General features: G+C 39.2%; 6 protein-coding genes, 9 tRNA genes and 4 rRNA genes. 1 reads left to right on the top strand and 18 read right to left on the bottom strand.

From position 1 onward, the window contains the following. Positions 1-93: 93 nt before the first annotated feature. The gene (locus ML436_02515; protein UMT78620.1) at positions 94-1,473 is read left to right on the top strand and encodes a PLP-dependent aminotransferase family protein; all 1,380 of its coding nucleotides are present in this window, start codon (positions 94-96) and stop codon (positions 1,471-1,473) included. A 328-nt stretch (positions 1,474-1,801) separates the two neighbouring features. On the opposite strand, the gene rrf (ML436_02510) is transcribed toward ML436_02515, so the two are convergent. The 18 genes from rrf (ML436_02510) to cysK form a co-directional block, all read right to left on the bottom strand. Further along, positions 1,802-1,916 (bottom strand): 5S ribosomal RNA (rrf, locus tag ML436_02510). A 72-nt stretch (positions 1,917-1,988) separates the two neighbouring features. Continuing rightward, a 23S ribosomal RNA gene (locus ML436_02505) occupies positions 1,989-4,911 on the bottom strand. A 291-nt stretch (positions 4,912-5,202) separates the two neighbouring features. After that, positions 5,203-5,279: transfer RNA gene (locus ML436_02500), tRNA-Ile, on the bottom strand. A 97-nt stretch (positions 5,280-5,376) separates the two neighbouring features. After that, positions 5,377-6,928 (bottom strand): 16S ribosomal RNA (locus tag ML436_02495). A gap of 121 nt (positions 6,929-7,049) precedes the next feature. Continuing rightward, positions 7,050-7,125: transfer RNA gene (locus ML436_02490), tRNA-Ala, on the bottom strand. A gap of 22 nt (positions 7,126-7,147) precedes the next feature. Then, a tRNA-Pro gene (locus ML436_02485) sits at positions 7,148-7,221 on the bottom strand. 19 nt (positions 7,222-7,240) lie between these two features. Then, positions 7,241-7,317: transfer RNA gene (locus ML436_02480), tRNA-Arg, on the bottom strand. 5 nt (positions 7,318-7,322) lie between these two features. Next, a tRNA-Leu gene (locus ML436_02475) sits at positions 7,323-7,411 on the bottom strand. 7 nt (positions 7,412-7,418) lie between these two features. Then, positions 7,419-7,493, bottom strand: a tRNA-Gly gene (locus tag ML436_02470). Positions 7,494-7,526: 33 nt separating this feature from the next. Further along, positions 7,527-7,599, bottom strand: a tRNA-Lys gene (locus tag ML436_02465). Between the two features lie 6 nt (positions 7,600-7,605). Then, positions 7,606-7,681: transfer RNA gene (locus tag ML436_02460), tRNA-Thr, on the bottom strand. Positions 7,682-7,697: 16 nt separating this feature from the next. Beyond that, positions 7,698-7,773, bottom strand: a tRNA-Val gene (locus tag ML436_02455). Between the two features lie 11 nt (positions 7,774-7,784). Continuing rightward, positions 7,785-7,899 (bottom strand): 5S ribosomal RNA (rrf, locus tag ML436_02450). Together the 16S, 23S and 5S rRNA genes with 9 tRNA genes alongside form the textbook arrangement of a ribosomal RNA operon. Before the next feature lie 604 nt (positions 7,900-8,503). Next, positions 8,504-9,991: a lysine--tRNA ligase gene (lysS, locus tag ML436_02445; protein ID UMT78619.1), complete on the bottom strand. Its 1,488-nt coding sequence runs from the start codon at positions 9,989-9,991 to the stop codon at positions 8,504-8,506. Between the two features lie 488 nt (positions 9,992-10,479). After that, a complete protein-coding gene (folK, locus tag ML436_02440; GenBank protein UMT78618.1) occupies positions 10,480-10,959 on the bottom strand; it encodes a 2-amino-4-hydroxy-6-hydroxymethyldihydropteridine diphosphokinase in 480 nt (159 codons plus the stop codon). Next, positions 10,956-11,321: a dihydroneopterin aldolase gene (folB, locus tag ML436_02435; protein UMT78617.1), complete on the bottom strand. Its 366-nt coding sequence runs from the start codon at positions 11,319-11,321 to the stop codon at positions 10,956-10,958. The genes folK and folB overlap by 4 nt, the downstream gene beginning before the upstream one ends. Beyond that, positions 11,299-12,102 (bottom strand): dihydropteroate synthase, encoded by an 804-nt coding sequence (gene folP, locus ML436_02430; protein ID UMT78616.1) that lies wholly within the window; start codon positions 12,100-12,102, stop codon positions 11,299-11,301. The genes folB and folP overlap by 23 nt, the downstream gene beginning before the upstream one ends. Before the next feature lie 246 nt (positions 12,103-12,348). Continuing rightward, the gene (cysK, locus tag ML436_02425; GenBank protein ID UMT78615.1) at positions 12,349-13,281 is read right to left on the bottom strand and encodes a cysteine synthase A; all 933 of its coding nucleotides are present in this window, start codon (positions 13,279-13,281) and stop codon (positions 12,349-12,351) included. Positions 13,282-13,360: the final 79 nt, after the last annotated feature.

Below are 13,360 nucleotides of genomic sequence, written 5' to 3'. Positions count from 1 at the left end.
ACCCCTTTTCAAGTTGATTAAATTCATTGTAATGTATAAACTGATATTTAAAAAGGTACAATATAACATAAAATTAGGGGGTCAGTTTTAAAATTGAAAAACACTTTATACCATCAACTTTATGAAAAATTAAAAAAACAAATAATAGAAGGCCAATTTAAAGAAGGTGATAAATTTTATTCTAAGAGACAACTAAGCAAGCATTTATCTATTAGCCAAACAACTGTAGAGCATGCGTATCAACTTCTATTAGACGAAGGTTACATTTATTCAAGACCACGTTCCGGTTATTTTGTATCTGAAATTGAATCTTTAACAATTTTGAATACTCAACCTATCCCTTCTCTTTTAAATGATACATATAAACCAAAAACTAGTGATGAAGCTTATGATTATGCTTTTAATTTGGATGAAATAGACACGAAACACTTCCCTATAGAACTTTTCAGAAAGTATTCAAAAGATCTTTTTGATACAAATCATTTAAACAATTTACTTAGAGGTCACTTTCAGGGAGAATTACACTTACGGTTTCAACTGGCTTTTTATTTATTTACTAATCGAGGTGTAATTTGTGATCCTAGTCAAATTATAATTGGTTCATCTACCGAACAATTAGTAAACCAACTAGTCGATTTACTTTTTACTTCTACGTTTATTATTGAAAAACCAAGTTATCCACCAATCAAAAATATTTTAGATAAAAAGCAAGTTGAATATGAACAAATTGAAGTTGAACATAATGGAATAAATGTCGATGAAGTAATAAAATCCAAAAAAAATATAGTATATATAACTCCTTCCCACCAATTTCCAACTGGATATGTGATGGATTTAAAAAAACGTACTCAATTAATTCAATGGGCTCAAGAAAAAGAAGAACGGTTTATTATAGAAGACGATTATGATTCTGAATTTAGATATTTCGGTAAACCTATTCCAGCGATTCAAGGTCTATATTCAAGAGGAGAAAAAGTAATTTATATCAGTACATTTTCAAAGTCTATTTTTCCTAGTTGCCGTGTTGCTTATATGGTTCTACCATTTTCTATAATGAAAAAATATCACTCCCAAAATCACATCGAAGGTAATACTGTACCAGTTCATATGCAAGACCTTATAGCAACGTTCATATCTACCGGTAGTTTTGAAAGACATTTAAATAAAATGAGAAGAATTTATCGTAGAAAACTGACATATATTTTAAAGAGATTGAAACCATACAATAATCAACTTGATATCCAAGGTGCTGAAACAGGTATGCATTTTACAATTACTGTAAAGAATGGATTAACATTGCAAGAGTGTCTCAATAGAGCTAATAAAATGAAGTTAAAATTACAAGTTTATAATTTTGATGATGAACAAGACTATAAAAAAACACCTAAATTTATATTAGGATTTGGCGGTATAGATGATGATGACTTAAAACCACATGTAGATGCTCTAATAAAATCATTAATTATAAAGTAACACTTCTTTGATAAAAGTTAGTGTTACTTATACAATAGCTTGCCTATTGTATAATAATTAATTGCCTTTTTGTATTTCAATTTAAGATAAATTACAGGCTGGGACATAAATCCCTTAAAAAACAGCAGTAAGACAATTTTCAATTAGAAAATATCTTACTGCTGTTCTCTATTTATACAATACTTCGTATTGAATGATATCATTTTAGAATTATATAAACACAATATTGAAATTGTACATACTTAAACAATCAAAAGTATACATTCTTCGTGTTTACTTTTTACTATGTAATTTTAGACATAAAAAAGAGACCTTTCAGTCTCGATTTGCCTGGCAACGTTCTACTCTAGCGGAACGTAAGTTCGACTACCATCGACGCTAAGGAGCTTAACTTCTGTGTTCGGCATGGGAACAGGTGTGACCTCCTTGCTATAGTCACCAGACATATGAATGTAGATTATACATTCAAAACTAGATAGTAAGTAAAAGTGATTTTGCTTCGCAAAACATTTAATTTGATTAAGTCTTCGATCGATTAGTATTCGTCAGCTCCACATGTCACCATGCTTCCACCTCGAACCTATTAACCTCATCATCTTTGAGGGATCTTATAACCGAAGTTGGGAAATCTCATCTTGAGGGGGGCTTCATGCTTAGATGCTTTCAGCACTTATCCCGTCCACACATAGCTACCCAGCTATGCCGTTGGCACGACAACTGGTACACCAGAGGTATGTCCATCCCGGTCCTCTCGTACTAAGGACAGCTCCTCTCAAATTTCCTACGCCCACGACGGATAGGGACCGAACTGTCTCACGACGTTCTGAACCCAGCTCGCGTACCGCTTTAATGGGCGAACAGCCCAACCCTTGGGACCGACTACAGCCCCAGGATGCGATGAGCCGACATCGAGGTGCCAAACCTCCCCGTCGATGTGAACTCTTGGGGGAGATAAGCCTGTTATCCCCGGGGTAGCTTTTATCCGTTGAGCGATGGCCCTTCCATGCGGAACCACCGGATCACTAAGTCCGTCTTTCGACCCTGCTCGACTTGTAGGTCTCGCAGTCAAGCTCCCTTATGCCTTTACACTCTATGAATGATTTCCAACCATTCTGAGGGAACCTTTGAGCGCCTCCGTTACCTTTTAGGAGGCGACCGCCCCAGTCAAACTGCCCGCCTGACACTGTCTCCCACCACGATAAGTGGTGCGGGTTAGAAAGCCAACACAGCTAGGGTAGTATCCCACCAGCGCCTCCACGTAAGCTAGCGCTCACGTTTCAAAGGCTCCTACCTATCCTGTACAAGCTGTGCCGAATTTCAATATCAGGCTACAGTAAAGCTCCACGGGGTCTTTCCGTCCTGTCGCGGGTAACCTGCATCTTCACAGGTACTATGATTTCACCGAGTCTCTCGTTGAGACAGTGCCCAAATCGTTACGCCTTTCGTGCGGGTCGGAACTTACCCGACAAGGAATTTCGCTACCTTAGGACCGTTATAGTTACGGCCGCCGTTTACTGGGGCTTCGATTCGTAGCTTCGCAGAAGCTAACCACTCCTCTTAACCTTCCAGCACCGGGCAGGCGTCAGCCCCTATACATCACCTTACGGTTTAGCAGAGACCTGTGTTTTTGATAAACAGTCGCTTGGGCCTATTCACTGCGGCTCTTCTGGGCGTTAACCCTAAAGAGCACCCCTTCTCCCGAAGTTACGGGGTCATTTTGCCGAGTTCCTTAACGAGAGTTCGCTCGCTCACCTTAGAATTCTCATCTTGACTACCTGTGTCGGTTTGCGGTACGGGCACCTATTTTCTATCTAGAGGCTTTTCTCGGCAGTGTGAAATCAACGACTCGAAGACACAATGTCTTCTCCCCATCACAGCTTAGCCTTAATGAGTACCGGATTTGCCTAATACTCAGCCTTACTGCTTAGACGTGCAATCCAATCGCACGCTTCGCCTATCCTACTGCGTCCCCCCATCGATTAAAACGATTATAGGTGGTACAGGAATATCAACCTGTTATCCATCGCCTACGCCTGTCGGCCTCAGCTTAGGACCCGACTAACCCAGAGCGGACGAGCCTTCCTCTGGAAACCTTAGTCAATCGGTGGACGGGATTCTCACCCGTCTTTCGCTACTCACACCGGCATTCTCACTTCTAAGCGCTCCACATGTCCTTGCGATCATGCTTCAACGCCCTTAGAACGCTCTCCTACCATTGTCCAAAGGACAATCCACAGCTTCGGTAATATGTTTAGCCCCGGTACATTTTCGGCGCAGTGTCACTCGACTAGTGAGCTATTACGCACTCTTTAAATGATGGCTGCTTCTAAGCCAACATCCTAGTTGTCTGGGCAACGCCACATCCTTTTCCACTTAACATATATTTTGGGACCTTAGCTGGTGGTCTGGGCTGTTTCCCTTTCGAACACGGACCTTATCACCCATGTTCTGACTCCCAAGTTAAATTAATTGGCATTCGGAGTTTGTCTGAATTCGGTAACCCGAGAAGGGCCCCTCGTCCAAACAGTGCTCTACCTCCAATAATCATCACTTGAGGCTAGCCCTAAAGCTATTTCGGAGAGAACCAGCTATCTCCAGGTTCGATTGGAATTTCTCCACTACCCTCAGTTCATCCGCTCACTTTTCAACGTAAGTCGGTTCGGTCCTCCATTCAGTGTTACCTGAACTTCAACCTGACCAAGGGTAGATCACCTGGTTTCGGGTCTACGACCAAATACTAAACGCCCTATTCAGACTCGCTTTCGCTACGGCTCCACATTTACTGCTTAACCTTGCATCAAATCGTAACTCGCCGGTTCATTCTACAAAAGGCACGCCATCACCCATTAACGGGCTCTGACTACTTGTAAGCACACGGTTTCAGGTTCTATTTCACTCCCCTTCCGGGGTGCTTTTCACCTTTCCCTCACGGTACTGGTTCACTATCGGTCACTAGAGAGTATTTAGCCTTAGGAGATGGTCCTCCCAGATTCCGACGGAATTTCACGTGCTCCGTCGTACTCAGGATCCACTCAAGAGAGACAATATTTTCGACTACAGGATTATTACCTTCTTTGATTCATCTTTCCAGATGATTCGTCTAATATCGTCCTTTGTAACTCCGTATAGAGTGTCCTACAACCCCAACAAGCAAGCTTGTTGGTTTGGGCTCTTCCCGTTTCGCTCGCCGCTACTAAGGGAATCGAATTTTCTTTCTCTTCCTCCGGGTACTAAGATGTTTCAGTTCTCCGGGTGTGCCTTCTGATATGCTATGTATTCACATATCGATAACATGACATAACTCATGTTGGGTTTCCCCATTCGGAAATCTCTGGATCAAAGCTTACTTACAGCTCCCCAAAGCATATCGTCGTTAGTAACGTCCTTCATCGGCTTCTAGTGCCAAGGCATCCACCGTGCGCCCTTAATAACTTAATCTATGTTTCCACCATTTTTATAAGTCAAACGCTCACATACTGTTTCGTTTTCATTATTTAAAATGCTCATTTACAGAAGTAAACTCCGCTTTCAAATAATTCAACTCATTGTCTGCTAAACGTTTTCTTTTATAAAAAGATTTAAACGCGTTATTAATCTTGTGAGTGTTCTTTCGAACACTAGCGATTATTTCTTATGAATTCAAGCTTATTTAAAACTCTTTATTCACTCGGTTTTGCTTGGTAAAATCTATATTTTACTTACTTATCTAGTTTTCAATGTACAAAATAATGGTGGGCCTAAGTGGACTCGAACCACCGACCTCACGCTTATCAGGCGTGCGCTCTAACCAGCTGAGCTATAGGCCCATTATTCATTTGAATGTTGAATAAACATTCAAAACTGAATACAATATGTCACGTTATTCCGCATCTTCTGAAGAAGATGTTCCGAATATATCCTTAGAAAGGAGGTGATCCAGCCGCACCTTCCGATACGGCTACCTTGTTACGACTTCACCCCAATCATTTGTCCCACCTTCGACGGCTAGCTCCTAAAAGGTTACTCCACCGGCTTCGGGTGTTACAAACTCTCGTGGTGTGACGGGCGGTGTGTACAAGACCCGGGAACGTATTCACCGTAGCATGCTGATCTACGATTACTAGCGATTCCAGCTTCATGTAGTCGAGTTGCAGACTACAATCCGAACTGAGAACAACTTTATGGGATTTGCTTGACCTCGCGGTTTCGCTACCCTTTGTATTGTCCATTGTAGCACGTGTGTAGCCCAAATCATAAGGGGCATGATGATTTGACGTCATCCCCACCTTCCTCCGGTTTGTCACCGGCAGTCAACTTAGAGTGCCCAACTTAATGATGGCAACTAAGCTTAAGGGTTGCGCTCGTTGCGGGACTTAACCCAACATCTCACGACACGAGCTGACGACAACCATGCACCACCTGTCACTTTGTCCCCCGAAGGGGAAGGCTCTATCTCTAGAGTTGTCAAAGGATGTCAAGATTTGGTAAGGTTCTTCGCGTTGCTTCGAATTAAACCACATGCTCCACCGCTTGTGCGGGTCCCCGTCAATTCCTTTGAGTTTCAACCTTGCGGTCGTACTCCCCAGGCGGAGTGCTTAATGCGTTAGCTGCAGCACTAAGGGGCGGAAACCCCCTAACACTTAGCACTCATCGTTTACGGCGTGGACTACCAGGGTATCTAATCCTGTTTGATCCCCACGCTTTCGCACATCAGCGTCAGTTACAGACCAGAAAGTCGCCTTCGCCACTGGTGTTCCTCCATATCTCTGCGCATTTCACCGCTACACATGGAATTCCACTTTCCTCTTCTGCACTCAAGTTTTCCAGTTTCCAATGACCCTCCACGGTTGAGCCGTGGGCTTTCACATCAGACTTAAAAAACCGCCTACGCGCGCTTTACGCCCAATAATTCCGGATAACGCTTGCCACCTACGTATTACCGCGGCTGCTGGCACGTAGTTAGCCGTGGCTTTCTGATTAGGTACCGTCAAGATGTGCACAGTTACTTACACATATGTTCTTCCCTAATAACAGAGTTTTACGATCCGAAGACCTTCATCACTCACGCGGCGTTGCTCCGTCAGGCTTTCGCCCATTGCGGAAGATTCCCTACTGCTGCCTCCCGTAGGAGTCTGGACCGTGTCTCAGTTCCAGTGTGGCCGATCACCCTCTCAGGTCGGCTATGCATCGTTGCCTTGGTAAGCCGTTACCTTACCAACTAGCTAATGCAGCGCGGATCCATCTATAAGTGACAGCAAGACCGTCTTTCACTTTTGAACCATGCGGTTCAAAATATTATCCGGTATTAGCTCCGGTTTCCCGAAGTTATCCCAGTCTTATAGGTAGGTTATCCACGTGTTACTCACCCGTCCGCCGCTAACATCAGAGAAGCAAGCTTCTCGTCCGTTCGCTCGACTTGCATGTATTAGGCACGCCGCCAGCGTTCATCCTGAGCCAGGATCAAACTCTCCATAAAAATTATGATGTTTGATTAGCTCATAAATACTAAATAATGTTTGTAACTTATAGTTACGTTTTTGGAATTAACGTTGACATATTGTCATTCAGTTTTCAATGTTCATGCTTTAAAAATAAAATGGTGGAGACTAGCGGGATCGAACCGCTGACCTCCTGCGTGCAAAGCAGGCGCTCTCCCAGCTGAGCTAAGCCCCCATAAAATGGAATTAAGAAGTAATCGGGAAGACAGGATTCGAACCTGCGACCCCTTGGTCCCAAACCAAGTGCTCTACCAAGCTGAGCTACTTCCCGTTATTCAAATGATTAAAAATGGCGCGCCCGATAGGAGTCGAACCCATAACCTCTTGATCCGTAGTCAAACGCTCTATCCAATTGAGCTACGGGCGCTAAAATGGTGCCGAGGACCGGAATCGAACCGGTACGGTGATCTCTCACCGCAGGATTTTAAGTCCTGTGCGTCTGCCAGTTCCGCCACCCCGGCAAAATAATGGAGCAGAAGACGGGATTCGAACCCGCGACCCCAACCTTGGCAAGGTTGTATTCTACCGCTGAACTACTTCTGCATTATTTTGCTAATTTTTAAAAATAAATCGTAATGAGCCATAGAGGATTCGAACCTCTGACCCTCTGATTAAAAGTCAGATGCTCTACCAACTGAGCTAATGGCTCAAAAGATGGTGCCGGCCAGAGGACTTGAACCCCCAACCTACTGATTACAAGTCAGTTGCTCTACCAATTGAGCTAGGCCGGCAATGTGTAAGAATAAATGGTGGAGAATGACGGGTTCGAACCGCCGACCCTCTGCTTGTAAGGCAGATGCTCTCCCAGCTGAGCTAATTCTCCGATTTATCATTGCCCGGCAACGTTCTACTCTAGCGGAACGTAAGTCCAACTACCATCGACGCTAAGGAGCTTAACTTCTGTGTTCGGCATGGGAACAGGTGTGACCTCCTTGCTATAGTCACCAGACAAAATAACTTACTTATTTATGATACACGCTTAATTAATAAGGTGCAATAGTTAATTTTACACTTTGATACGAAGATTGTCACATCAATCTTTAATATGTTTCGTTCGTTTTTGACGACTTTTATATGTTACTTCATTCAATTAACAAAGTCAACACTTTTTATCAACTTTTTTAATCATCCAAACTGACGTTTCGCGTGTTCTTTAATTCATAACACTTTTAGTATTCTATCATACACATATATACAAAACCATACACATTCTATACAATTTTAAAGTACTTTTATAGCTGATTAAGATAAATTATACTATAATGGCAAATTTTGATATACGATATCTCAATATCCATCATTTACACTCCTCTTAAGGATAACTTTATATTCTTATTTCCATCTTTATTTATCTAACAGCTAACTAACTCGTTTAACATTTTAAAATAGCACCATTATCGTTAATCATTACTATTCTATAAATTCAATCGTGATAGAATTGCCCTATTTAAGAAAGTCATCGCATACACAGCTCATCAACTCTGTTAAATATAATTAAAAAGAACTCTCGCATACACTTTATGCAAAGAGTTCTTTCTAACAATCAATAATAATTATTTTTGTCTCATATATGGGAATAATAACACGTCTCTAATTGATGGAGAGTCAGTTAATAGCATAACTAATCTATCAATACCGATACCTAATCCACCTGTTGGAGGCATACCATATTCTAATGCTTCGATATAATCCTCGTCCATTTCATGTGCTTCATCATTACCTTGAGCTTTTTCAACAAGTTGTGCTTCAAATCGTGCTCTTTGATCGATAGGATCGTTTAATTCTGTAAACGCATTTGCATGTTCTCTACCAACAATAAACAATTCGAAACGATCAGTAAATCTAGGGTCTTCCGGATTCTTCTTCGCTAAAGGAGAAATCTCAGTAGGATGACCATATATAAATGTTGGCTGTATAAGAGTCTCTTCTACTTTTTGCTCAAAGAACTCATTTAAAATATGCCCATACTTCATTGTGTCTTTTATTTCGATACCATGTTCTTTTGCTAATTCTTTTGCTTCTTCGTCACTAGTGACGTTATAAAAATCTACACCTGTAGCTTCTTTAACAGCATCAACAATATGCAAACGAGTCCATGGAGATTCTAAATCAATCGTTTCTCCACCATATTGAACTTTGGCAGACCCTAATACTTCATCAGCAATATGTCGTACCATAGATTCAGTTAAATCCATAATGTCATTGTAGTCTGCATATGCTTCATACAACTCAATCATTGTAAATTCTGGATTATGTCTTGTTGATACACCTTCATTTCGGAATACTCTTCCAATTTCGTATACTTTTTCAAGACCACCAACAATGAGACGTTTTAAATGTAGCTCAATAGCAATACGCATATATAATGTTGCATCTAATGCATTATGATGTGTTACAAATGGTCTTGCAGCCGCACCACCAGCAATTTGATGCATCATTGGTGTTTCAACTTCTAAGAAACCTTTATTATTTAAATAATTTCGCATTTCTTGAATAATTTTACTACGGTTTATAAATGTACGTGTACTATTTTCATTTGTAATTAAATCCAAATATCTTTGACGGTATCTTTGTTCGATATCTTGTAAACCGTGGAATTTATCTGGCAATGGTCGTAATGATTTAGTAAGTAAAGTGAATTTTTTAGCTTTAACTGACAATTCACCTGTGTTTGTTTTAAACATTACACCTTCAACACCAACAATATCCCCTAAATCTGCAATTTTCCAAATATCAAATTGCTCATCACCAACTTGGTCTTTACGAACGTAAATTTGGATTTGTCCAGCTAAATCTTGAACATGTGCAAATCCAGCTTTACCTTTACCACGCTTTGTCATAAGTCGTCCAGCAATAGATACATGGCTATCCGCTTCTTTTTCTACCAATTCTTCCTTAGAGTATTTATCCCACTCTTCTTTCAAATCACTAGATAAACCTGAACGATTAAATTTAGAGCCAAACGGATCTATCCCCAAATCATACAATTCTTGTAATTTTTGACGTCTTACTAGCATTTGGTCATTCATTTCTTCTGACATAACATTCTCTCCTTTAAACTTGTTGTAAACCTTTGTATTTCAATTGATACGCTTAAACATTCTTCTTGAAAGTTTTGTAAAATACCAATTCTTTATTGCTCAGTATTCACCATATTAGAGGTTATATACGTTTCATCATACTTCACTTAAGATACACAAGTATATATCTTTAAATCCATAACTCCAATTTTATCACTTTTTAATTTTACAAGACGATTTAAATGTAATAAAGTAATTTCTATTGTTCTATTATGATTAATTCACTCAATTACACTTGCCTACTCAAAATAATACAGATATTCCACTATCTCTTTACCTTAAATACAAAGAAACAGTTATATTCTATTTATAGCAAGTATTTATTGCATACTGTAATATTCATATACTAATTCTGCGACGAATAACTTTACAACTAACTAAAAACTAGTATCTTTATTCTAATTAATAACATGTCCGGAACAATATTCACAATTTTGATTATTCTTTAATTACTGCTTATACAATACTACACTATCATCATTAGGTACTAAATCCTTTATTTTCAGATTCGAACGAGGCTCAATAACATCTGTTGCAATATCATTTAATGGAATTAAAACAAATGCACGTTCATTCATTCTTGGATGTGGTACTGAGAGATTCGGTAGTTCTGTAATTTCATTACCGTATAATAAAATATCTACATCTATTGTTCTTGGACCCCATCGCTCTTTCCTAACACGATGTAAGCGTGCTTCGGCTTCTAAGCAACGTTCTAATAGTTCAGATACTGACAGTGTTGTTTCAATTTCAATACATAAATTCAAAAAATTAGGCTGCTCGGTATAGCCTACAGGTGCAGTTTCATATATCGAAGAAACCTTTGACACGTTGATACCTTCATATGCACTCAACATCTTTATAGCTTCATTAAGTTGATTTTCTCTGTCGCCAATATTACTACCTAAACCTAAATATGCTTGAATCATATATTCTCCCTCACTATTTCGATACCAACACCATCATAATGACCTGGTATTGGTGGATTTTCTTTAGTGATTGTCACTTTCGTTTCCATTACACGATTATATTGTGAATTTATTCGTTTTGCAATACGTTCAGCCAGATGCTCAAGTAAATTTACTGGTTCACCTTCCATGATTAATTTAACTTCTTCAAAAACTTCACCGTAATGAACTGTATCAACAACATTATCAGTTCGTCCTGCTTCAGCCAAATCTACTTTCAACGTTACATCTACTTTAAAAATTTGTCCGATTTCATTTTCGGCTGATAAAGCACCATGATATCCATAAAAACGCATTCCTTTAAGAAAGATTTTGTCTTCCATTTTCATTCTCCTTTAAAAAATCTATACCTTTAGCTAGTTTCGCGTTTAACCCAACATTATGTACGCGTACTGCTTTAACGCCTTTCATAATACCATACGCAGTCGTTGCAGCAGTCACTTCATCTCTTTCAACTGGCGTTGTATCGTAACCCATCATCTCTTTTGTAAATCGTTTTCGGCTTGTCGCTAATAAAATAGGATACTCCGTAGCTACAAGTTCATCCAGTCTTGCCATTACTTCCGCTTCTTCACTTCTAGTTTTAGCAAATCCAATTCCCGGATCAAGCCATATTTTTTCCGAATGAATCCCTGCAAGTTTAGCCTGATGTGCCTGGGCCAGTAAAGAAGTAAGCATTTCTTCAATTACTGGTTCATCACGTTCACCATTACCATTATGCATTAAAATTATTTCTGCATCATATTTAGCAACAACTTGAAACATTCGTTTATCGTAGAGCCCTGCCCATTGATCATTAATCATATCTACTCCTAACTTCAAGCATGCCTCAGCCACTTCACTTCTAAATGTATCAACTGAAATTTTCACATCAAAACCAACAATAGCTTCAACGACTGGTAAAACTCTTTTCAATTCTTCTTCCAAAGTAATCATTTCATGTCCTGGTCGTGTCGAAACACCCCCGACATCTATGATATCAACACCTTCATCCATCATGCATTTTACCCTGTTTATTGCAGCTTCAACATTGTTATATTTGCCACCATCTGAAAATGAATCAGGTGTAACATTTAATATGCCCATAATTTCTGTTTTAGTCATCTTAATCATCCTTTAATTATGTATGTAATTTAACTGTAAGGTTAAGTTTATATATTCTGACTTACACTGTTTAATATGTACGCTTATTATATTAACATTCACTAGGTAGTTTTTTCAGAAAAATGTTTCAATGAATATTTATCTTTTCAAATTCACCAAATAAATCCTCGACCTATGTCTCCATAAAAAGGTAAAAAAAGAGCAAGCAATCCTTAAAGGACGGCTCACTCATATAATTAATATTAATTAGTCATCGAAAGAATATAAAGGTGTTGATAAGTAGCGTTCACCATTACTTGGCAATACAGTGACCACCGTTTTTCCTTTACCTAACTCTTTCGCTTTTTGAATAGCGGCATATATAGCAGCACCAGATGAAATACCTGCTAAAATACCTTCTTCTTTAGCAACACGACGAGACATTTCCATCGCTGTGTCATTACCTACTTTAATAATGCTATCATATATTTCTGTATTTAAAGTACCCGGAATAAATCCAGCACCTAAACCTTGTAATTTATGTGGCCCAGGCTCACCACCACTTAAAACTGGAGATGCTTCAGGCTCAATAGCAACAATTTCAATATTAGGGTATTCTTTTTTAAGAACTTTACCAACACCAGATAACGTACCACCAGTACCTACACCAGCTAAGAAGGCATCGATATTTTTACCTTCAAATTGTTGTAATAACTCAGGACCTGTAGTCAACTCATGTACTTCAGGGTTTGCTGGGTTTTCAAATTGTTGCGACTCAAAATAACCATGTTCTTCTTTTAATTCTTTAGCTTTTTTAATTGCACCCTTCATCGCTTCTGATCCAGGTGTTAACACTAATTCTGCACCATATGCTTTTAATAAATTACGGCGCTCTTGACTCATTGTTTCAGGCATTGTAAATACTGCTTTATATCCTTTAGCAGCACATACAAATGCTAAACCGATACCTGTATTACCACTTGTTGGTTCAACAATTGTATCGCCAGGTTTGATTTTGCCTTCACGTTCTGCTTTTTCAATCATCGCTAACGCAATTCTATCTTTAACAGAACCACCTGGATTTTGATATTCCAATTTTACATAAACGTCTGCTGCATTTTCATCTACTACATTTCTCAATTTGACTACTGGTGTACCACCAATAATTTGAGTAATATTATCTACTGGTTTTTGTGCCATTAAAACCACTCCTTTTTAGTTAGTTGTCGAAATCTTAGTTTATTTATCGGATATAAAATTATTTTATCAAATAAAATCT

The organism is Staphylococcus roterodami (assembly GCA_022493055.1).
Classification (GTDB): Bacteria; Bacillota; Bacilli; order Staphylococcales; family Staphylococcaceae; genus Staphylococcus; species Staphylococcus singaporensis.
The sequence above is the reverse complement of the archived record's forward strand: the minus strand, read 5'-3'. Positions and strand labels throughout refer to the sequence as shown.